The following is a 19,710-nucleotide window of genomic DNA, read 5'->3' on the forward strand; positions in this document are numbered from 1 at the left end:
TGAGGCGGGGGGCCACCCCCCTGACGGGGCTCAGGGCCTGGCTGGGCAGAGCCGCCGCCATTCCCCCAGGGCCTCTCCGGCGGGGTAGTACTTGCGCAGGCCCATCGCCGCGTCGTAGCGCTGCTTCTGCGGCGAGCCGGCCCAGGTGGCGGCGGGGCAGGGCTGGGGAGCGGCTCCAGCCTTGGGCAGCTGTTCGGCCGCATCCACCCCCAGCCGCAGCCGGAACAGGCCTTCCTGGCCGTACTGCTGGCGGAAGGCCTCCCGATCGATCGGTGCCAGGGAGCTGTTGTTGGGTTCCACGATCCCCTGCGCCTGGCCGATGGACGGGACGAGCAGGGCCAGTCCCGCCGCGAGGCCTGCGGCCCGACGTCGCCGCCATGGGGCCCGGGGGGAACGGGTGGTCAAGGGGCAGCGGGCAGGAGATCCGGCCATCCTGTCGGCTGCACTGGCGCCGGCCATTTCCGGCTCAGCCAGCTTGCCCACAGCACCAAGGCCCCCCAGGGGCCCGATCAAAAAACCCCCAGGGGAGCCCTGGATCAAGGAAATGGAGCCAAGCGGACTCGAACCGCTGACCCCCTGCATGCCATGCAGGTGCTCTACCAGCTGAGCTATGGCCCCATTGGTGCGCCGGTTTCCCGGTGCTTGAGGAGCTTACAACGTGGCCGATCCCACCCCTCGGGCGTGCTCACACCTGACGCCAGACCGCCACCAGGCGGCCCTGCACGCTCACCTGGTCGGCGGGCAGGAGGATCGGTGCGTAGGCGGGGTTGGCGGCCTCCAGCCGCACCTGGGCCCCCTGGCGGTGGAAGTGCTTGAGGGTGGTGCCGCTGCCGGGCACCAGGGCGCTCACGATCGTGCCCTCCCGTAGCCGGGAGGGATCAGCCACGGGCTCCATCAGCACCACGTCGCCATCGGCGATGTGGGCGTCCACCATCGAGTCGCCGTTGACGGTGAGGGCGAACAGGCCGCGGGTGTCGAGCACCGGGGCCAGATCGAGGTGCTCCTGCACGTCGTCGAAGGTTTCCACCAGGCCGCCGGCCGCCACGGCCCCGAGCACGGGGATGCCCGCGGGGGCGTGGCCCAGGAGCTGGAGCGTGCGGGCCTGGCCCTCCTGCCAGGTGATCCAGCCCTTCTGCTGCAGGTGGCGCAGGCGGCTCTGGATCGGCGCCGGCGACCGCAGGCCCATGGCCTCCATCATCTGGCGGATCGAGGGGCTGTGGCGGTGGCTGCCGATGTAGTCGGCGAGCCAGTCGTAGAGCTGCCGCTGGGCCTCGGTGAGCTCCTGGTGGGTGGCGACCACGGGCAGTACGGATGAACCACTCCCTTTCTGCCATCCCGCGCGCGGTTTGTCCAGGGCCGGGCCTGCCGCTGCCCTCCGGAGCCCGCCGGTGGCGCCCTCAGTCGCTGACGCCCCCCAGCAGGGTGGCGAGCAGGGCCTGCTGCACGTGCAGGCGGTTCTCCGCCTGGTCGAACACCCGGCTGGCGGCCCCCTCGATCACACCGGCGCTGATCTCCTCACCCCGGTGGGCGGGGAGACAGTGCAGCACGATCGCCCGCGGATCGGCCTCGGCCAGCAGGTCCTCGTCGAGGCACCAGCCGCTGAAGGCCTGCTCCCGCTGGGCCTGCTCCTCCTCCTGGCCCATGGAGGCCCAGACATCGGTGTAGAGGACATGGGCCCCCCGGGCCGTCGCCACGGGGTCCTGCAGCACCGTGATCGAGCTCCGCCCGCCGCTGAGGGTCCGGGCCTGCTCCACCACCGCCGGGCTGGGGGCGAAACCGTCGGGGCTGCCGATGCGCACGTCCATCCCCAGCAGGGCCCCGACGAGCATCAGCGAGTGGGCCATGTTGTTGCCATCGCCCACGTAGGCCAGGGTGAGGCCGTGCAGGTCGGTGGGGCCGTGGCCGAAGCTCTCCTGGATCGTCAGGGCATCGGCCAGGGCCTGGCAGGGGTGCTCCAGGTCGGTGAGGGCGTTGATCACCGGGATCGAGGCCCAGTGGGCGTAGTCGACCAGGTCCTCCTGGGCGAAGGTGCGGATCGCCAGGGCATCGCAGTAGCGGCTCAGCACCCGGGCCGTGTCGGCGATCGGCTCGCCCCGCCCCACCTGGGTGACGGCTGGGTTGAGGTCGATCGTCTGGCCGCCCAGCCGGGCCATGGCGACGATGAAGCTCACCCTCGTGCGGGTGGAGGCCTTGGAGAAGATCAGCCCCAGCACCCGGCCGGCCAGGTCGATACGCCGCTCACCGCCCTTCAGGTGGCGGGCCAGCTCCAGCAGGGCGAGGGTCTGGGGACCGTCGAGGTCGGCCGAGGAGAGCAGGTCGCCGCCCTTGAGGGCGGCGAGCGGGGCTGAGGGGGACACCATGGCCCACGTCCCAAAGAACCCTTATGCGAGATCGACCCCCCCCACGTCAAGGGGGACAGGGGCGCAGGCCGTGGCGCGCGGGCTGCGCCGGGCTGGTGCGGGGCAGCAGGATGAACGAGGTGGCCTGCCAGGCTCCCGGCGCTTCCCAGCAGGCCAGCTGCGGGTTGGCGGCGCCCAGCTCCTCCATCCATTCCCGGCTGCCGTGGAACGCCAGCAGCGGCTGCTGCAGGGGCCCGGGGTCCGCTGTGTCCCGTTCCGTCAGATCCCGCAGCTGGCCGGGCCGGAAGTAGGTGCCCATCAGGGCATCGGTGCGCCAGCCCGTGCTCCAGCAACCACCGGCGCAGAGGCCGGTGCTGTTCACGAAGGCCGCCATGGCCCGATAGTTCTCCAGTGGTGTCTGTTTCTCGGCCAGCAAGCGCTGGCCGGTCCGCAGCTGCAGCAGCAGCACGGCGGCGAGCAGAACGGCCAGGCAGCGGCGGCGGAAGCGGCCCAGACCGGCACTGAGCTCCCAGCCCGTCCCCACCAGGTAGGCCACGGCCGGCAGCACCACGATGGTGTAGCGGGCCTGGCTCATGGGCTTGATCGGATCGATCACCAGCATCAGCGCCAGGAACAGGCCGATCACCAGCAGCAGGTAGCGGGCCTCCCCCAGGGCCTGGGGCAGCTGGTGGGTCGGCCCCACGAGGAAGCGGCGCAGGTTCCGCCAGGAGCCGAAGGCGCAGCCGATCCCCACGGCCAGGCCGACCAGGCCCAGGACGGCCAGGTCTCTCTGGTCCAGGTCCAGCACGGGAAGCAGGCCGCGGCTGAACTGCTCCAGGGTGCCGATGATCGGCGTCACCTCGATCCAGTCGATCCGGTCGAACTTGGCGCTGATCGAACTGGTCAGCCCATGGCCGAGGGGCGGCAGCAGCAGCAGCAGCCCCAGGCCGAGCGCGTCCCGCCGTCGCCGCAGCACCCGTCCATCAGCGGCGCTCACCGCCAGCACCACCAGCACGAACAGCAGCGAGAAGTAGTGCGTCAGGGACAGCAGCACGCAGGCCAGAGCGAAGCCCCAGCGCAGGGCGGCCTCGTGGCGTCCCGGCCGCTGGCGCAGCAGCAGGGCCGTGCCCAGCATCAGCGTCGACAGCGCCAGTGAGAGGGCGTAACTGCGCGCCTCCTGGGCATAGAAGAGGAAGGAGGGGCTGGTGCCCAGGAAAGCCACCGTCGCAAGACGGCGACCGCTGCCGCGTCCGGAACTGCCCAGGGCCGCCGTCACCAGGCCGAGGGCGGCGATCAGAAAGCTGAGGCTGCGGGTGGCGCTCTCTCCGCCGCCGAAGATCCCGATCCAGAGCTTCAGCAGGACCTGGTAGAGGGGGGGATGGGTATCGGGGAGCAGCCAGTCCTGGAACAGCACGCCCCAGTCGGCGCTGCTGGCGGCCACCGACCAGATCTCATCGGACCAGTAGGAATAGGCCGTGGTCAGCCCCTGTCCGGCTGCCCAGAGGCAACCCAGGATCAGGACGGCGGTCAGAAGTCGCCGGGGAGGGCGCTGGAGCGGTCGGGTGGCGGGTGGGGGCCCCGAAGGCTCTGTCCCGACCACCATCACACCGCTGCAGGAGACCAGTTTCGGGACATTAGGCCTGATTCCCAGGCCCGTCCCGTCGTCTGCTCTTTAGGTAGCGGCCCCCTCCAGCACCGCCGCATCGGGCAGCTGGCTGGAGGCCAGCAGCTGCTTGAGTTCGTCGCCCTCGATCACCTCCTTCTCGAGGATCTTGTGGGAGATGGTTTCCAGCAGCTCGCGGTTGTGGTGCAGGATCGCCAGGGCCCGGTCATGGGCCCGATCCACCAGACCGCGCACCTCCTTGTCGATCTCCAGGGCGGTGGCGTCGCTCACGGCCCGGCGGGGGTTCGAGTTACCCCCCAGGAAGCGGCTGCCGCCCTGTTTGTCGTAGGCGAGGGGACCGAGGGTCTCGCTCATGCCGTAGGTGCCGATCATCTGCTCGGCGATGTCGGTGGCCCGCTGCAGGTCGTTGGCGGCGCCGGTGGTGACCTCACCGAAGACCACCTCCTCGGCGGACCGCCCGCCCAGCAGCGTGGCGATCTGGCCTTCGAGATCCTCCTTGGAGTTCAGGAACCGCTCCTCGGTGGGCAGCTGCAGGGTGTAGCCGAGGGCCGCCATGCCGCGGGGCACGATCGAGATCTTCGCCACCTTGCTGCCGCCGGGCATCAGGTGGCCCACGATCGCGTGGCCCACCTCGTGATACGCCACCACCTTCTTCTCATCGGGTTGCAGCACGCGGCTCTTCTTCTCGAGGCCCGCCACCACCCGTTCGATGGCTTCGTTGAGGTCGGCCTGCTCCACGGTGGTGCGGTAGGCCCGGGCCGCCAGCAGGGCCGCCTCGTTGACCAGGTTGGCCAGGTCGGCGCCGGCGAAGCCGCTGGTGGCCTGGGCGATCTTGTCGAGGTCGACGCCTTCGGCCAGCTTCACCTTCTTGCCGTAGATGTCGAGGATCATCTTGCGGCCGGAGAGGTCGGGACGGTCTACCAGCACCTGGCGGTCGAAGCGGCCTGGCCGCAGCAGGGCGGCATCCAGCGTTTCCGGCTGGTTGGTGGCCGCCAGCACGATCACCGGCTTGTCCTGGGCGGTGAAGCCGTCCATCTCGGTGAGCAGCTGGTTGAGGGTCTGCTCCCGCTCGTCGTTGCCTCCCACCACGCCCATGGAGCCCGAGCGGCTTTTGCCGATGGCATCGAGTTCGTCGATGAAGATGATGCACGGGGCCTTCTTCTTGGCTTCCTCGAACAGGTCGCGCACGCGGGCGGCGCCGGCGCCCACGAACAGCTCCACGAATTCGGAGCCGGAGATGATGAAGAAGGGCACGCTGGCTTCACCGGCCACGGCCTTGGAGAGCAGGGTCTTGCCGGTGCCGGGGGGGCCGACCAGCAGCACGCCCTTGGGGATGCGGGCGCCGATGTCCATGTAGCGCTGGGGCGTCTTGAGGAAGTCGACGATCTCGGTGAGCTCGGTCTTGGCTTCGTCGACGCCGGCCACATCGGCGAAGGTGACGCGCGACTCCTCATCGGGCACGTAGACCTTGGCCTTCGACTTGGTGAAGCTCAGGGCCCCCTGGGCGCCACCGCCACCCATGCCACTGCGGCGGGCGAAGAACTGCAGCACCAGGATGAAGATCAGCGGCGGCACCACCCAGCTCAGGGCCGTGGTGATGAAGCTGGGCCGCTTCGGCGGCGCCGCGGCGAACTCGACCCCGTGCTGCTCCAGTCGCTGGGGCAGCTCCATGTCGAAGATCGGCGTGGTGGAGAGCACCGTGGGGGCGCCTTCCTCGGGGGGCTTGGTGAGCTCGTAGCGGATCTGGTCCTGGGTGATGTACGCCCGCTTGACGTTGTCGTCGTTCACCTGATCGATGAACAGGGAGTAGGGCACCCGGGGCACCTGGGTGGCGGGGTTGGGCAGGAAGTTGCTGAACAGCAGCAGCACACCGAAGCCGATCAGGAGCAGGTTGACGATGCCGAAACGCCTGGTGGGGCGATTGTCGTCCTGACGGATGGCCATGCTGCGCGCAACGTCGAATGGGCCCAAGCTAGGTCTGGTCGTCACCCGCCGTTCCCACCCCCGGTCGGGAGAACCGAACGCCCCGCCCTCGGCTTCCCACCCCCCATGTGCGGCCGCTACTCCCTGGCCACCCGCCTCGACCGGCTGCTGCCCCGGCTGAAGGGCCCGCTGCCCCCGGGGCTGGAGGACCATTACGCCCCCCGGACCCAGGTGCGGCCGGGGGAGCCCGTGCTGCTGCAGCGCCAGGAGCACGGCCGCCTGGAGGTGGCCCTGGCCCTGTGGGGGCTGGTGCCGGACTGGTGCCCTGACCCGGCGGGTCGCCGCCGACCCATCAACGCCCGCAGCGAGACGGTGGGGGAGAAACCCTTCTTCCGCGGCGCCTGGCGCCACCGCCGGGCCCTGATCCCCGCCGATGGCTTCTACGAATGGCAGACGAGGACGGTGGACGGCCGTGCCGTCAAGCAGCCCTGGCTGTTCCGTCGCCGGGATCGGCGCCCCTTCTGGCTCGGCGGGCTCTGGGACCGCTGGCTGGGGGCGGACGGTGGTGAGCTCGAGACCTGCGTCGTGCTCACCACCGCCCCCAACGACCTGCTGGCCCGGGTACACGACCGCATGCCGGTGGTGATCCCCGACGGGCTGGAGGAGGCCTGGCTGGAGTCCGTCGATGGCCCGGCCCTGCGGGCCCTGGAACCCCTGATGGCCCCCTGGGACCCGGCGCCGTGGGAGGCGGTGAAGCTGGAGATGGGGCAGCCGGCCACCGTTCAGCTCGATCTGCTGGCCGCCACGACGGACGAGCCAGCGGGCGACCCGCCGGGCCGCTAGAGAGGGATGGCCCTGATGCCGGTCCCATGAGCCTCGACCAGCTGGATGCGTTTCTGGCCCACGCCAGGACGGATGCCGCCCTCGATCGCCGCCTCCACGACCCGGCCGACCCCCCGGATCTGGCGGCGTTTCTGGCCCTGGCCCGCGGCGCCGGTTTCGCCGTCGACGAGGCCGATGTGATCGCCGCCCAGCAACGGGCCGAGGCCGGCCTCAGCGACGAGGAGCTGCAGGCCCGGGCGGGGGCCGAGGCCCGGCGCCTGCGCCACTTCATTCCCGGCTGATCCCCATGGCCGAGCCCGTCGCCAGCTATCCCCGGCCCCCGGCACTGCTGACCTGCAGCCAGCACGTGCGGGTGGAGGCCCTGGGGCGGGTGCTGTGCGACACCCATCGCAGCCTGCAGGTGCTCGAAACCTTCCATCCCCCCGTCTTCTATCTCTCTCCGGAGGATGTGGATCTGACCCTGCTGGAGTCCGCGGCCGGCTCCAGCTTCTGCGAATGGAAGGGCGTGGCCCGCTACTTCGACCTGGTGGCCCCGGACGGCGCGGGCGGCGAGCGCCGCCTGCGAAGGGCGCTGTGGAGTTACCCCTCACCCACCCCGGCCTTCGAGGCCCTGGCCGGCTGGCTGGCCTGCTACCCGGCGCTGATGGACGGCTGCTGGGTGGATGGGGAGCGGGTGGTCCCCCAGCCCGGCGGCTTCTACGGCGGCTGGATCACCAGCGCCGTGGAGGGCCCGTTCAAGGGGGATCCGCGGCATCCGGAGCTGCGCTGAGTGCGGACCTCGCCCCTGCCCCCGTCGGGAGTCGCCAGTGGAGCAGCAGGTCGAGGCGGTTGGAGGAGCGCTGCCATGCATCGGCATAGCCAGGCAGCCGCAGCATCTCCACGTTCACCCGGTCGGAGTCCAGCATGGTTGGGTTCAGATGTTCGATCAGGAAGACATCCGTACAATGGAACTGGCGGATGCGCTCAGAGAGCAGGGCGGCGGCCAGGGCGAAGGTGCCGACTCCGGAGGTGGCCAGATGGGTGGCGTGGCGCAGAAGCTGGAAATCGTCTTCGACGGATCCGCAGACAAGGTCATGGATGGGGAACAACGAGAGCACGGCATCCAGCAGCGGGTGGGTGGTGCCTGGTTCCGTGACGATGATGGCCCTGCGGTGCCGTTCGCTGAGCTCTCGATAGAAGTGGAGAGGGTTGGTGATGTAGTACCGATTCTCCAGGTTCGCCACATCTCCACCACGCAGATGAATCACCAGCGTGCTCTCCAGTTGGGCGCCTGAAAACGTTCCCGGTAGAGGTTTGCGGATGTGCGGGAGCAGATGGGTGCGGGCGATGCGGTGCGCCTGCCGGTGGATGTACTGACGGCCGAGAAGGCAGTCACGACGTGGCTTATCGCCCTTCGCAAAGGCCATGCGTTGATGGCCTGAGCGGGAGAAACCGTACTCCATGTAGTGAAAGAAGAGGCCAGACAGATGCGTCCGGGCTGCCGCAGAGGTGTCGATACGGAAGTCAAGGCTGAACGCCTTCACGATGTTGCGCAGTGGGCCGGACTGGATGAAGTCCTCGTCCACCTGCACCGATCCCCGGAAGGCTTCGGCATGGGCGATCACCACGATCAGCTGCTGGATGTTGTTCCCGGTTCTTCCGTACCATTGGGCCAGCGTGAAGGTCGCGGCTCCGGAGGGAAGGCTCAGGCGCAGTTTCCTCCGTTGCAGCCGAAGCCGGCGCAGCAGGCCCCAGGCCTGCTGCGCCGCTCTCCACCCCACCACATGTCGTTTCGCCCGACGCTTCAGGTCTGACCAGCGCAGCGGGCGGATGGCGGGCATGGCGTCGGCGACGTCTTGTGGGGGTTCAGCAGCTGAGGCGCTGACTTTGCCCCTCAGGTTGGCCCGTCCACAGCACCCTGCCAGAGAAGGTCCCGGCCCAGCCAGCCGATGGCCGCGTCCCCCAGGGACCAGCCGTCCTCCAGGTTCTCCAGGCCCAGGTCCGCCAGGGGGGTGCGGGCGGCGTGGCCGCCGAGCAGCTTCGGTGCGATCACCGCGGCCAGCTGCTGCACGCAGTCCTGGCGCAGGGCCGCCGCCGCCAGCGCGGGCCCGCACTCCCACAGCACCCGGTTGCAGCCCCGCCGGGCCAGGGCGATCGCCAGCGCCGCCGGTTCGCAGGCCTCCAGGGCCAGGCGTTCCACCCCCAGCCGATCGAACCGGTCGCGGCGATCCTGGGGCGCCTCCGGTCCGTGGACCAGCAGCGTCGCCGCCGGGGCCGGATCCCAGAGTTGAGCCGCCGCCGGCAGATCCAGGCCGCGGCTGAGCACCACCCGCAGCGGTTCGGGCGTGCGCCGCCCCCGGCTGGTGAGCAGGGGGTCGTCGGCCCGCACCGTGCCGCCACCCACGATCACCGCATCGCAGCGGGCCCGCAGGCGGTGCACCCAGTCCCGGGCCCCCGGACCGCTGATCCACTGGCTGACGCCGTTGGGCAGCGCCGTGCGGCCATCCAGGCTCATGGCCCACTTGAGGATCCCCAGGGGCCGGGCGGTGGCGATCCGGTGCAGAAAGGGCCGGTTGAGCCGGCGCGCCTCGGCTTCCATCACCCCTTCGATCACCTCCAGGCCCGCCGCCCGCAGCCGGGCGATGCCGCCGCCGGCCACCCGGGGGTTGGGGTCGGCCATGGCCAGCACCACCCGGCCGATGCCGGCGGCGAGCACCGCCTCGCTGCAGGGGGGGGTGCGGCCGTGGTGGCAGCAGGGTTCCAGGGTCACGACCAGGGTGCCGCCCCGGGCCCGCTCCCCCGCCTGGGCCAGGGCCCCCACCTCCGCATGGGCCTCACCGGCGCGCGCATGGAATCCCTCCCCCACCAGCTGCCCGCCTGGGTCGAGCACCACGGCGCCCACCAGGGGATTGGGGCTGGTGCGGCCCTCGGCGAGGGCGGCCAGCTGCAGGGCCCGGGCCATCCACCGATGCCAGGGGGAACCGGGGCTCATGGGGCGGGGGCGTCCGGCAGGCTGCGCCATTCGGCCACCACGTAGGGGGGCACCGCCAGTTCACTGAACACCCGCGGCAGCCGCAGCCGCAGGGGCCGGTTGCGCTCCAGATCGGCCAGCAGCGGAGCCAGGTCGAACTCGGCCGCGGCGGAGCGGTTGTCCCGGGCCAGGGCGGCACTGGCCAGGGTGACGTCCTCCAGGTCCCAGCGCAGCCGGCCGCTGCGCACCTCCAGGGCGGTGGGATGGTCGAGGCGCACCTTGCCGGGGTAGCCCACGATCCGCAGCCGCAGCGGTCCACCCGGCGGCCCTTCCCGGTAGGCGACCACCTGCCAGCTCTGGTCGTCGAGGTCGCGCAGGCTCTCCAGGCTGCGCACCACCGGCGTGCCCTCGGCGTCCGGGTGGGCATGGACCTGGGCCAGGGCCGCCGACGGGGCGATGGCCAGGATCAGGGCCAGCAGGGGGGCCAGCAGCAGAACCTCGATCCGCCCGAACGTCCGCTGGCTCATGGCTGGCGCTCGGCGCCGGGGATCGGCTGCCAGCCGGTGTGGGTGGCCCAGAGGGCCCAGATCGCCATCGCCCGCAGGTAGTGGCAGGCCCGGAAGGTGCCGGCGGCGGTGATCGCCTCCGGGGTGCGGAACTGCAGGCCCCCCTCGTACACCTGGCGCACCACGGCGCCGGTGATGGCGAAGGCGGTGCCGCTCTGGTCCATCAGCCGGTAGTAGGCGGCCAGACCGAAGTTGATGCCGGTCCAGACCTCCAGTGGATGGGTGCCCTTCGGATCAAGGGGGGTGCCGTCGCGGCGCAGGCCGTTGGCCACCCCGAGGCGGCCCCCCTCGAACCCCTCGAAGCACGCCTCGCGGATCGCGTTCAGGGCCGAGCGGGCCCGCTCGTCGGCCACCACCGGCGGCAGCCCCAGCAGGCGGGCGTAGAAGTCGCCGCAGAGCTGGTCGGCCATCACCACCGGGGTGCCGCTGCCGGCATCGATTTTGTAGTACTCGCCGTTCCAGAGCAGGGCATCGAAATGGCTTCGGGACTGCTCCAGCCAGCCGCCGAAGCGCCGCTGCTCCTCGGCGGTGTCGAGCCCCAGCTCCAGCTGCAGTTGCTGGCCGATGGCCAGGGCCGCCTCCAGGGCGGCGATCCAGAGGGCACCGCAGTAGGCGCTCACCCCCTGCAGGGGCCAGTCGTCGAAGGTCTGGTCCGGGGCACCACCGTTGTCGGGCAGCCCGTCGTCGTTGACGTCGAACTGCTTGAGGTAGTCGAGGGCGGTCACCGCCGCCGGCCAGCAGTCCGCCAGGAAGGCGATGTCCGGGCCGCTGGGGGCCAGGCGGTAGGTGCGCCAGACCTGCAGCACGAAGTCGCTGGCCAGGTCCTTCCAGAGGTTGCAGTCCTGGTAGGCGGTGTAGTTGGTGGCGTCGAAGGGGCGCTCGTTCGGGGCCCCGAGGTCGTGGGGGGTGGCGCCGGCCACCTTGCGGGCCGCCTCCACCCGGCCCCGCCCCTGGGTGAAGTACCAGCCGATCGGCCGCGGCGTGGGATCGGCGGCGGGGATGGCGCGGGCGAAGCTGCGCAGCACGGCCTTGTCGAGTTCGGGCCAGAGCTGCAGCAGGGCGAAGGAGCCGTACAGCCGCACGTCGAGGCTTTCGTACCAGGCGTAGTCGAGGCACTCGAGCACCCCGAAGCGACCCACCGGATCGCCTGGGCTGGCGGCCGTCCAGAGGCTGCCGCCGCTGGCCAGGTCGTAGAGCTCGTTGAGCAGGGCCATGCGCAGGGGCTCCGCCAGGTCGTGGCGTTGCACCACCGGCGCCTGCCAGGCCTCGATCGCGGCCTGCCAATCGCGCCATTCGGCCAGGGCTTCACCGGCGATGGCGGCGGCGTTGTCGCCTTCGGCGGAGAAGAAGTCGGTGTAGCGCCGCAGGGCGCGGGTGCCGGTGGCGAAGGCCGTCACCGGCAGGTCCCAGCTGATCACCACCGGGATCTCGAGCGAGGCGCCCGGCTCCAGCCGGAAGCGCACCGCCAGGGCGGCGCTGAGGGGATCGTCGCCGGTGCTGCGGCGGTCGTTGTCGCTGTCGGGGATCGAGCCGTCACGGCTGAAGGGTTCCCAGAGTTCCGCCCCGTCGCCGCTGGGATCCCAGCGGCTGCAGCGGAACACCTCCAGCCCCGGGTGGTTCAGCGCCGCCTCGTCGGGCACCGCCAGACACCATTGCCCTTCCCCTTCGGCCAGGGGCTGGGAGCGTTCGCCCTCCAGCAGCAGGCCCTTGAGGCCGGCCCCGTCGACCCAGCGGTTGCGCTGCCCCTTGCCACGGCCGATCGCCGGCACGTAGTTGTGCTCCGGGCTGCCGTCATCCCGGAAGTGGACCTCCGCCGCCGGGTCGGTGTTGGTGAACCAGCCGACGGTGTTGCGCCAGCTCAGCAGCAGGGACAGATCCAGCGGCTGATCCGTTGGGTTGCTGAACGTCCAGGCGAAGACGGCGACGGGGTAGCTGGTGCGCTGATAGTCGCCGGGAAGGATCGGGCTGAAGGCCTCGCAGCGCACGTCGGCGCTGAACACCGCGGCGTAGTGGTGGGAGCTGATCGGGTAGCGCACCGCCACGGTGCCGCTCGGCTGCTCCCGCGTGGCGGCGGGGTACCAGCTCCAGGCGGCCAGCGGCGGGCCGGCGTCGGGGCGGGACGCGTCAGAGACGGGGGTGGTGGCCAGGGCATGGGCCCGCCGCCCTTCGCCGTCCTGCTCGAAGAGGGCGAACTGGCAGTCGGGCAGCACGCCGAACCAGTGCTCGCCTCCGTCGAGGTGCCAGAGGTTGAAGGCGCCGTCGATGCCCCGGCCCAGGCAGCCGGCGCCGAAGCCCCCCAGGGGCATGCCGTGGTTGGGGCCGTCGTCGAGGTTGCTGGCGTAACGCACCGTATAGGGCTGGCTCCAGCCCTGGCCGAAGGGTCGCGACCAGCTGGCCTCGGGGGGCTGCCAGGGACTCCTGCCGCGCCGCAGGTTGTGGAGAGCGGAGAGGCCGAAGGGCGCCATGGGGCCAGACGAGGTGGGCCCAGCTTGTCAGAGCTGGCCCCTCAGCGAGTGCCCATCCGGATCGCCATTACCCTGCCTGCAATCGTCGGGGCGGCGTGAATTCTCTTGTGCGGCTTTTCGGCACGGGCATCCTGCCGCCGCAGCGCTCCAGGGCCTATCGGCCCGAGATCGACGGCCTGCGGGCCGTGGCCGTCATTGCGGTGCTGATCAACCACCTCGATCCCCGCTGGTTGCCGGGTGGCTTCCTCGGCGTCGACATCTTCTTCGTGATCTCGGGCTATGTGGTCACCTCGTCGCTGCTGGCGCGGCGGGATGGCAGCCGCTGGCAGTTCCTGCGCCGCTTCTACGGCCGCCGGATCCGACGCCTGATGCCGGCGCTGGTGGTGAACATCGCCGTCGTCTCGGCCCTGTTCTCGATGCTGGTCTCGCCGCTCGATGATTTCTTCGCGCCGGTGATGCGGACCGGCACCGCGGCCCTGTTCGGGGTCTCCAATCTCTACCTGCTCCGTCAGGGCTCGAACTACTTCGCCACCGACAACCACTTCAACGCCTTCATGCACACCTGGTCGCTGGGGGTGGAGGAGCAGTTCTATCTGGTCTGGCCGGCGGTTCTGCTGCTCTGCGGTCTGGGGGTGGCCGGGGCCGGCAGCGGCGCCCTGCGGCGGCTCAAGCTGGCCAGCCTGCTGCTGCTGGCCCTGTCCCTGGCCCTCTATCTGGGCCTGAGCCTGGGCGGCAACGCCGAACGGGCCTTCTTCCTCACCACCGCCCGGTTCTGGGAACTGACGGCGGGTTGCGTGGCCTACCTGCTGCATCGCGGCAGCGGCAGCGCCCGCGACCTGGGCCAGAAGCTGGCCCTGCCCCGCTGGCGCCAGCCCCTGGCCCTGCTGGCCCTGGTGGCGTCGCTGGCCCTGCTGCTGCTGCCGGAGGCCTGGAGCCTGGGCACCACCGTTGGGATCACGGCGCTGACGGCGCTGCTGCTGCTGCTGCTCCAGCCCGCCGGGGGCATCGGCCGCTGGCTGTGCCATCCCGCCTGCCTGGCCATCGGCATGGTCTCCTACTCGCTCTATCTCTGGCACTGGCCGGTGATCGTGCTGGCCCGCTGGACGGTGGGCTTCAACGCCGTCACCCTGCTGCCGGTGCTGGTGCTGATCACCCTGTGCACGGCCCTCTCCTACCGGCTGGAGTGCCTGTTCCGCTACGGCCACCCCGCCATCCCCGGCCTTCTCTATCCGGCCATGACCGTGCTGGTCGCCGTCTTCAGTGCGGGCCTGCAGGGGCCGCTGCTGGGCCGGATCTTCGTCGGTGAGCGCCGCCACGCCATCGGCACCACGGCCAACATGAAGCGCATCGGCGGCACGACCGTCGACACGGTCCACTGCTTCCAGGAGCCCACCGATCCGGTGGCCAGGGGCGATGGGCCCGACCCCTGCCTGGCCCTGGGGCCGAAGGGGAAGGACCTTCCCACCCTCTTCTTCCTGGGGGACAGCCACACCCACGTGCTGATTCCCCTCGGGGAGAAGCTGCTGGCCAGCGGCCGCTTCAACGTGTCCTTCATGGCCCGGGGCGGCTGCCCGGTGCCCTTCTTCCCCCGCTGGGCGGAGGGCGCCCCGGAGCAGACCCGCTACCGCCGCTGCCGCCCCTATGCCGACAACGAGGAGCGCCGGGTGCTGGCCCGCCTGCGGCCTGGAGACCGGGTCGTGCTGGTGTCGAATCTGGCCGGCCACCTGAAGGGAATCCAGGGGGAGACCCGCTTGAACGCCGAGGCCTCCTATGCCGCCGCGCTGCGGCGATTCGATGCCGAGGTGCGTCGCCGTGGGGCGGACGTGGTGGTGTTCGGCCCCCTGCCCACCTTCCCCCAGCTGAAGATCGGCGGTCCGCTCACCCTCTGCCAGACGGAGTGGTTCCGTCCCGCCTGGTCCCTCGGTTCCCAGTGCCAGCCGGTGCTGCGGCCGCGCCGGCAGGAGCTGGCCGCGATCGCTCCGGCCCAGCGCCTGCAGGAGCGCACCATCCGCGACCTGGCCGGCACACGCCTGTTCACCCCTTTCGACAGCATCTGCCCGCCGACCCAGGCCGTCTGCTCCAGCGTCCGGGCCGGGACGCCCCTCTACAGCGACGAGACCCACCTCACCAACGCGGGTGCCCTGCTGCTCTATCCCCGCCTGATGGCCTTCCTCGAGGGTCAGGCGGACGGGGCGCCGCCACCCAGCTGATCGCTCCCCAGCTGATCGCTGCCCAGCTCCTGCTCGATCAGGGCATCGAGGGTCACGGCGCTGCGCACCAGGGACTGGTAGCGCTGCACCACCCGCCGGTTGCGCTCCAGCCAGCTGCCGGCGTCCCCACCGCCCCCGAGTGGGTGGCCGCCCGGGCCTGAGCGGTCGTCATCCAGCAGCTCGAGATCGCTCTGGTGGGCCAGCAGGGCGACCACCAGGCTGTGGATCCGCTGGCGTCGATCGCTCATGGGCAGGGGGTGGGGCCGGCACGTCCGGGAGCATCATGGCCATAAGTGGCACAGGGGCACGGCTGGAGGGTTCGCTGCTGGAGGTGCTGGGCACCGATGCCGCCGGCCTGGCGGGTCTCTCCCGCCACTGGCAGGACCGGATCCGGCAGGCCGATCTGGTGGCGGCCCCCCGGCGTCTCCTGGCGGACCTCGAGGCCTGGCGGGGTGAGGCCCCCGCGCCGGAGCTGCTGGCCAGCGACCGGCCCGCCGACCTGCTGCCCCGGCTGGAGCGGGCCCTTTCCACCGGCCAGCGGGTGGTTCTCCTCGCCAGCGGCGACCCCCTCTGGTTCGGCATCGGCCGTCTGCTGCTGCAGCACCTTCCGGCCGAACGCCTCCGCTTCCATCCGGCCCCCACCTCCCTGCAGCTCGCCTTCGCCCGTCTGGGGCGGCCCTGGCAGGACGCCTCCTGGATCAGCCTCCATGGCCGTGACCCCGAGCCGCTGGCGGCCCGTTTGCAGCAGCGGCCCGCCGCCCTGGCGGTGCTGACCGATCCGGCCCGGGGCGGCGCCGACGCCGTGCGCCGGATCCTGCGGGCGTCGGGGCTGGAGGCCGCCTATGAGCTCTGGCTGGGGGAGCGCCTGGGCCATCCGGCGGAGCGGCTGCAGCGGCTGGCGCCCGACGACCCCCTGCCGCCCGATCTCGATCCCCTGCACCTGGTGCTGCTGATCGCGCTCCAGCCCGCCGTGCCTCCGCCTCAGGCCCTGCCGCTGTTCGGCCTGGCCGATGGCCTCTGGTTGCAGCACCCCGATCAGCCGGGGCTGATGACCAAACGGGAGGTGCGTATCCAGCTGCTGGCCGATCTGGAGCTGCCCGAGACAGGGGTGCTCTGGGACATCGGCGCCGGGGTGGGGTCGGTGGGGCTGGAGGCGCTGCGCCTGCGCCCCGCCCTGGAGCTGTGGGCGGTGGAGCGCCGGCCCGGGGCCGCCGCCCTGATCGGCGCCAACGCGGACCGGCTGGGGGTGCGGCCTACGGCGGTGCTGGAGGGGGAGGCCCCGGCCGCCCTGGCCCCCCTGCCCGATCCCGACCGGGTGCTGATCGGCGGCGGCGGCCGGGACCGGCGCGTGGTGCTGGAGGCGGTGCTGGACCGGCTGCGGCCCGGCGGGGTGGTGGTTCTGCCCCTGGCCACGGTCGAAGCCCTGGCCCAGCTCAGGCCCCAGCTGGAGCAGGCCGGGCTGGCGGTGACGGTCAGCCAGATCCAGGCCTGGCGCGGCGCCCCCCTGGCGGAGGGCACCCGCCTGGCGCCCCTCAATCCCGTGCTGGTGCTGAAGGGGTCGCGCCCGGCAGCGGGGTGATCCGCACCGGGGTGCCCACGCTGATGCCGAGCACGGCGGCCTGGCCCGCCGCCAGTTCCAGCACTCCGTCCATCGGCGTGTCGGGGCCGTAGCTGCGGCAGGGCAGGTTCATGCAGGGGGGCACGTCCGTCTCCAGGGCCGCCACGCGACCGTCGCGGATGAACAGCATGTCCAGGGGTTCGGGCGTGCGGTGCATCCAGAAACGGGCCACGGCGGGGGGCGCATAGGGGAACCACATGCCACGCAGGTGGGGCAGGGGCGGGCGCATCTGCAGCCCCATGGCGTACTGGCGCTCGCCCCGGGGCACCTCCAGCTGGATGCAGCGCGCCGGTGGCGGCCCTTCCAGGCACCACTGGGCGGTGATGGGCAGGAACTGGGGCGGGCTCTGGCTCAGACCCGGCCCGCAGCCGAGCAGCCCGACGACGCCGGCGATGGTCAGGCTCCGGAGCAGGGAACGGCTCATGGCACGGGCCCCACGGGGGGACGCCCGTCGCTGAGGCAGTAGCCCCGCCCCCGCACGGTGTGGATCAGCCGCGGTTCCCCGTCCTGCTCCAGTTTCTGGCGCAGATAGCGCACGTAGACCTCGATCACGTTGCTGGCACCTCCGCCCTGGTCGGCCCAGATCTCCTCAAGGATCTGCTCCCGGCTCACGACCGTTCCCTTCTGACGCAGCAGCAGCAGCAGCAGCTGGTACTCCCGGGCCGTCAGGCTGAGCTGGCGCTGACCGCGCCACCCCTGGCAGGCCACCGGATCGATGCGCAGATCCGCCACCTTCAGCAGCGTGGACACCGGCATGGGGGCCTGGCGCCGGGCGAAGCCCAGGTGCAGCCGCAGCCGGGTGAGCAGGTCGCTCGTGCCCAGGCTGGGCAGCCAGAAATCATCGGCGCCCCACTCCAGGCAATGGCTGCGGCTCTCGACGCTGTCGCTGGTGATGCCGAGCAGCAGTGGGCGGGCCCCCAGCCGGCGACGCAGCTCCGGGATCCGCGCTTCGCTGCCGGGCGACAGGACCACCGCCGCCGGCAGCTCCTCCCCGGACTCCTGCAGCTGCGGCCGGTAACCGGAGACCTCCAGCCGCGGCGCGAGGCCTGCGGCCTCCGGGCCCACCAGCAGCACCACGGTCGGTGGTGAGGACGTGGTCGAGGGTGGCGTGGTCGAGGGTGGCGTGGTCACAGGGGGGCGTCGGCGTGGCTGCTGGAGGGCTTGGCCACGTGGGGCAGGCCCCAGCCCAGCTTGTTGCGCAGCACCTGGAAGAACTCGTGGTCGGCCAGCCGCACGAAGCGCACCGGATGCTCGCTGCGGCGCACCAGCACCCGGTCCTCGGGCCAGATGTAACAGCCGGCGCTGCCGTCGACCACCATCATCAGCCGCTCGGGGGTGGCGGGGAACACGGTCACCGGCTCCTGGTCGCTGAAGACCAGGGCCCGGGAGGCGAGGGAATGGGCGGCGATCGGTGTCAGCTGCAGCACCGGACAGTCGGGGGTGATCACCGGCCCTCCGGCGCTGAGGGCGTAGGCGGTGGAGCCGGTGGGGGAGGAGAGGATCACCCCGTCGGCGGCGATGTCCACGGGGGCGTGGCGGCCGATGGCGATCTCGAAGTGGCACATGCTGGTGAGCGGCTCCCGGTGCAGGGCCATCTCGTTGAGACAGAGCACCTCCCAGCGCCGCTGCTCGCCCCGCATCACGCTCACCACCAGCATGGAGCGCTCCTCCACGGTCCATTCCCCGGCCACCACCTGGGCCAGGGCCTGGTCCAGGTCCTTGAGGTAGGCCTCCGCCAGGAACCCCAGATGGCCGGTGTTGATCGTCAGGATCGGCACGCCGATCGGGGCGGTCTGGCGGGCGGCGGAGAGAACGGTGCCGTCCCCCCCCAGCACCAGGGCCAGGGCCATCTCCTCATCGAAGCTGGCGGGCACGCAGGCGGCGTAGCCCCGGGAGCGCAGGTGCTGGTCGGGATTGGCGAAACCCACCACGCCACCGGAGCTGCTCACCCGTGCGACCTCCAGCCCGGCGGCGGTCAGCCGGTTCTCGATCAGGTCGGCGGTGCTGATCGCCAGATCCTTGCCGTCATTGACGATCAGTCCGACCCGGGGCACCGATCGCAGGCTGAATGGCAGACAGACTCTAGGAGGACGCGGAACGGCAGCCACGGCTGCAGGGGACGGGCGAAACCAGGTTGGGGAGATGGCCTTTCGGCCTCCCTGGCCGTCGTCGCCGAACAGGGCCTGCAGGCCGAGTTGCCAGTGCCCGGATGGTTGAAGACAAAGCGACAGCGTTAACATCCGGGCACTTCGTCCCGTCGGCTGCTGCCGGTGAAGCTTCTTTACATCGGTGGTCTCGAGCACAGCGGGACCACCCTCACCGAGCAGTTGCTGAGCAGCCATTCCCGCAGCCTCAGCCTGGGAGAGATCGCTTCCTTCTTCTCTCCCTCCCACATGAAGGCCTATCTCCGTGCCTGGGGAGATCATGACGACGTGCGTCGCTGTTCCTGTGGCAGTGACTGGGAGGATTGTTCCTTCTGGGGACAGCTCACCCATCTCAATGGCCTGAATTCAGACCTTCCTCTGGACGAGAAATATGCCCAGCTGATCAGATTCATCCGACGCCAGCTTGGTGATGATGTGCTGGTGACGGATTCTTCCAAGTCCGTGGAAGCCCTGGGCGCCCTGCGCAGTGCCCTGCGGCGCGAAGCCGCCAGCCAGGATCGTTTCGGGCTGATCCTCGTGACCAAGGATGTGCGCAGCTTCACGGCTTCGATGAAGCGCAAGAGTGGCGGCAAGGGGCTGCTTTCCGATTTCCGTTCGATGAACTACTGGACCCATGCCAATACCAAGTGGTTGAAGGTTCTGGCCGCCGATCCTTCCATCCCCCATCGCATCAACCTTTACGAACACCTCTGTCTCGATACGCTGGGTCAGGTCAACGCGCTGCTGGCGATGGTTGAAGAAGCCCCCCTCCCCAGCCTGGACATCGCCAACACGCGATCGCACATCGCCATGGGGAACAAGGACTTCCTGATGCGCAATCGCAGCCGTGTCCGCTACGACCAGCGCTGGTTCACCGATGACGCCATTCTTTTGGCCTATCTCATCAACGGCCCGGCCAGACGTCTCAACCACCGTTTCTATCGAATGGGCCAGCAGCTCGCCGCAGACCTGCCCAGGAGTTCAGCGATCTGAGGAGGCTGAATCAGGAGGGTGCGATCGACCAGGGT

At 70.9% G+C, this 19,710-nt stretch carries 19 protein-coding genes and 1 tRNA gene; 6 read left to right on the top strand and 14 right to left on the bottom strand.

Features of this window, described 5'->3' with window-relative positions:
• Positions 1-30 precede the first annotated feature (30 nt).
• The 6 genes from CJZ86_RS08075 to ftsH form a co-directional block, all read right to left on the bottom strand.
• Positions 31-405 (bottom strand): hypothetical protein, encoded by a 375-nt coding sequence (locus CJZ86_RS08075; protein ID WP_094585435.1) that lies wholly within the window; start codon positions 403-405, stop codon positions 31-33.
• A 140-nt stretch (positions 406-545) separates the two neighbouring features.
• Positions 546-618: transfer RNA gene (locus CJZ86_RS08080), tRNA-Ala, on the bottom strand.
• 67 nt (positions 619-685) lie between these two features.
• Positions 686-1,300, bottom strand: a complete 615-nt coding sequence (lexA, locus tag CJZ86_RS08085) for a transcriptional repressor LexA (RefSeq protein WP_502690425.1) — start codon at positions 1,298-1,300, stop codon at positions 686-688.
• 97 nt (positions 1,301-1,397) lie between these two features.
• A complete protein-coding gene (gene argF / locus CJZ86_RS08090) occupies positions 1,398-2,360 on the bottom strand; it encodes an ornithine carbamoyltransferase (RefSeq protein ID WP_094585437.1) in 963 nt (320 codons plus the stop codon).
• A gap of 46 nt (positions 2,361-2,406) precedes the next feature.
• Positions 2,407-3,942 (bottom strand): glycosyltransferase family protein, encoded by a 1,536-nt coding sequence (locus CJZ86_RS08095; RefSeq protein WP_094585438.1) that lies wholly within the window; start codon positions 3,940-3,942, stop codon positions 2,407-2,409.
• A 69-nt stretch (positions 3,943-4,011) separates the two neighbouring features.
• A complete protein-coding gene (gene ftsH / locus CJZ86_RS08100; RefSeq protein ID WP_094585439.1) occupies positions 4,012-5,907 on the bottom strand; it encodes an ATP-dependent zinc metalloprotease FtsH in 1,896 nt (631 codons plus the stop codon).
• A gap of 105 nt (positions 5,908-6,012) precedes the next feature.
• Between ftsH and CJZ86_RS08105 the strand changes: the two genes are divergently transcribed.
• The 3 genes from CJZ86_RS08105 to CJZ86_RS08115 are packed head-to-tail and all read left to right on the top strand — an operon-like array spanning position 6,013 to position 7,498.
• On the top strand, positions 6,013-6,729 hold the full coding sequence (locus CJZ86_RS08105) for an SOS response-associated peptidase (RefSeq protein WP_094585440.1): 717 nt from the start codon (positions 6,013-6,015) through the stop codon (positions 6,727-6,729).
• Between the two features lie 26 nt (positions 6,730-6,755).
• Positions 6,756-7,010: a Nif11-like leader peptide family RiPP precursor gene (locus tag CJZ86_RS08110; protein WP_094585441.1), complete on the top strand. Its 255-nt coding sequence runs from the start codon at positions 6,756-6,758 to the stop codon at positions 7,008-7,010.
• Positions 7,011-7,015: 5 nt separating this feature from the next.
• Positions 7,016-7,498: a DUF427 domain-containing protein gene (locus CJZ86_RS08115; RefSeq protein ID WP_094585442.1), complete on the top strand. Its 483-nt coding sequence runs from the start codon at positions 7,016-7,018 to the stop codon at positions 7,496-7,498.
• On the opposite strand, the gene CJZ86_RS08120 is transcribed toward CJZ86_RS08115, so the two are convergent.
• Genes CJZ86_RS08120 through CJZ86_RS08135 form a run of 4 tightly spaced genes read right to left on the bottom strand, consistent with a single transcriptional unit; the run spans position 7,464 to position 12,710 of the window.
• A complete protein-coding gene (locus CJZ86_RS08120) occupies positions 7,464-8,549 on the bottom strand; it encodes a hypothetical protein (RefSeq protein ID WP_143594098.1) in 1,086 nt (361 codons plus the stop codon). The two genes, CJZ86_RS08115 and CJZ86_RS08120, sit on opposite strands and share 35 nt — an antisense overlap.
• Positions 8,550-8,602: 53 nt before the next feature.
• Positions 8,603-9,700, bottom strand: coding sequence for a bifunctional diaminohydroxyphosphoribosylaminopyrimidine deaminase/5-amino-6-(5-phosphoribosylamino)uracil reductase RibD (gene ribD / locus CJZ86_RS08125; RefSeq protein WP_233133916.1), 1,098 nt, complete (start codon positions 9,698-9,700; stop codon positions 8,603-8,605).
• Positions 9,697-10,206 carry a DUF3122 domain-containing protein gene (locus CJZ86_RS08130; RefSeq protein WP_094585445.1) on the bottom strand — a complete coding sequence of 170 codons (510 nt, stop codon included), beginning with the start codon at positions 10,204-10,206 and terminating at the stop codon, positions 9,697-9,699. The genes ribD and CJZ86_RS08130 overlap by 4 nt, the downstream gene beginning before the upstream one ends.
• Positions 10,203-12,710, bottom strand: a complete 2,508-nt coding sequence (locus CJZ86_RS08135) for a GH116 family glycosyl hydrolase (RefSeq protein WP_094585446.1) — start codon at positions 12,708-12,710, stop codon at positions 10,203-10,205. Before CJZ86_RS08135 ends, CJZ86_RS08130 begins: the two co-directional genes overlap by 4 nt.
• 95 nt (positions 12,711-12,805) lie before the next feature.
• On the opposite strand from CJZ86_RS08135, the gene CJZ86_RS08140 reads away from it, so the two are divergent.
• Positions 12,806-14,920, top strand: a complete 2,115-nt coding sequence (locus CJZ86_RS08140; protein WP_094585447.1) for an acyltransferase family protein — start codon at positions 12,806-12,808, stop codon at positions 14,918-14,920.
• Here the strand turns inward: CJZ86_RS08140 and CJZ86_RS08145 are convergent.
• The gene (locus CJZ86_RS08145) at positions 14,890-15,168 is read right to left on the bottom strand and encodes a DUF8678 family protein (protein WP_094585448.1); all 279 of its coding nucleotides are present in this window, start codon (positions 15,166-15,168) and stop codon (positions 14,890-14,892) included. The genes CJZ86_RS08140 and CJZ86_RS08145 overlap by 31 nt on opposite strands.
• Positions 15,169-15,203: 35 nt before the next feature.
• Between CJZ86_RS08145 and cbiE the strand changes: the two genes are divergently transcribed.
• Positions 15,204-16,499 carry a precorrin-6y C5,15-methyltransferase (decarboxylating) subunit CbiE gene (gene cbiE, locus CJZ86_RS08150; protein ID WP_094585449.1) on the top strand — a complete coding sequence of 432 codons (1,296 nt, stop codon included), beginning with the start codon at positions 15,204-15,206 and terminating at the stop codon, positions 16,497-16,499.
• Here cbiE and CJZ86_RS08155 read toward each other — a convergent pair.
• From CJZ86_RS08155 to CJZ86_RS08165, 3 genes are read right to left on the bottom strand one after another with little or no spacing between them, the layout of a single operon-like run.
• The gene (locus CJZ86_RS08155) at positions 16,453-16,962 is read right to left on the bottom strand and encodes a DUF192 domain-containing protein (protein ID WP_094585450.1); all 510 of its coding nucleotides are present in this window, start codon (positions 16,960-16,962) and stop codon (positions 16,453-16,455) included. The two genes, cbiE and CJZ86_RS08155, sit on opposite strands and share 47 nt — an antisense overlap.
• Positions 16,959-17,669, bottom strand: coding sequence for a winged helix-turn-helix transcriptional regulator (locus CJZ86_RS08160; RefSeq protein ID WP_094585451.1), 711 nt, complete (start codon positions 17,667-17,669; stop codon positions 16,959-16,961). Before CJZ86_RS08160 ends, CJZ86_RS08155 begins: the two co-directional genes overlap by 4 nt.
• The gene (locus CJZ86_RS08165; RefSeq protein WP_094585452.1) at positions 17,666-18,592 is read right to left on the bottom strand and encodes an NAD(+) kinase; all 927 of its coding nucleotides are present in this window, start codon (positions 18,590-18,592) and stop codon (positions 17,666-17,668) included. Before CJZ86_RS08165 ends, CJZ86_RS08160 begins: the two co-directional genes overlap by 4 nt.
• 216 nt (positions 18,593-18,808) lie before the next feature.
• Here CJZ86_RS08165 and CJZ86_RS17105 point away from each other — a divergent pair, with 216 nt between their 5' ends.
• Positions 18,809-19,675, top strand: coding sequence for a sulfotransferase (locus CJZ86_RS17105; protein ID WP_094585453.1), 867 nt, complete (start codon positions 18,809-18,811; stop codon positions 19,673-19,675).
• The last annotated feature ends 35 nt before the right edge of the window (positions 19,676-19,710 follow it).

Origin of the sequence: Synechococcus sp. BO 8801, assembly GCF_002252675.1 — a bacterium.
Lineage (GTDB): Bacteria > Cyanobacteriota > Cyanobacteriia > PCC-6307 > Cyanobiaceae > Cyanobium.

What these genes read in the sequence shown, in the direction of transcription:
- argF (WP_094585437.1), bottom strand. Translation starts at nt 2,360, where the DNA reads ATGGTGTCCCCCTCAGCCCCGCTCGCCGCCCTCAAGGGCGGCGACCTG.
- CJZ86_RS08095 (WP_094585438.1), bottom strand. Translation starts at nt 3,942, where the DNA reads ATGGTGGTCGGGACAGAGCCTTCGGGGCCCCCACCCGCCACCCGACCG.
- ftsH (WP_094585439.1), bottom strand. Translation starts at nt 5,907, where the DNA reads ATGGCCATCCGTCAGGACGACAATCGCCCCACCAGGCGTTTCGGCATC.
- CJZ86_RS08105 (WP_094585440.1), top strand. Translation starts at nt 6,013, where the DNA reads ATGTGCGGCCGCTACTCCCTGGCCACCCGCCTCGACCGGCTGCTGCCC.
- CJZ86_RS08110 (WP_094585441.1), top strand. Translation starts at nt 6,756, where the DNA reads ATGAGCCTCGACCAGCTGGATGCGTTTCTGGCCCACGCCAGGACGGAT.
- CJZ86_RS08115 (WP_094585442.1), top strand. Translation starts at nt 7,016, where the DNA reads ATGGCCGAGCCCGTCGCCAGCTATCCCCGGCCCCCGGCACTGCTGACC.
- CJZ86_RS08120 (WP_143594098.1), bottom strand. Translation starts at nt 8,549, where the DNA reads ATGCCCGCCATCCGCCCGCTGCGCTGGTCAGACCTGAAGCGTCGGGCG.
- ribD (WP_233133916.1), bottom strand. Translation starts at nt 9,700, where the DNA reads ATGAGCCCCGGTTCCCCCTGGCATCGGTGGATGGCCCGGGCCCTGCAG.
- CJZ86_RS08130 (WP_094585445.1), bottom strand. Translation starts at nt 10,206, where the DNA reads ATGAGCCAGCGGACGTTCGGGCGGATCGAGGTTCTGCTGCTGGCCCCC.
- CJZ86_RS08135 (WP_094585446.1), bottom strand. Translation starts at nt 12,710, where the DNA reads ATGGCGCCCTTCGGCCTCTCCGCTCTCCACAACCTGCGGCGCGGCAGG.
- CJZ86_RS08145 (WP_094585448.1), bottom strand. Translation starts at nt 15,168, where the DNA reads ATGAGCGATCGACGCCAGCGGATCCACAGCCTGGTGGTCGCCCTGCTG.
- cbiE (WP_094585449.1), top strand. Translation starts at nt 15,204, where the DNA reads ATGGCCATAAGTGGCACAGGGGCACGGCTGGAGGGTTCGCTGCTGGAG.
- CJZ86_RS08155 (WP_094585450.1), bottom strand. Translation starts at nt 16,962, where the DNA reads ATGAGCCGTTCCCTGCTCCGGAGCCTGACCATCGCCGGCGTCGTCGGG.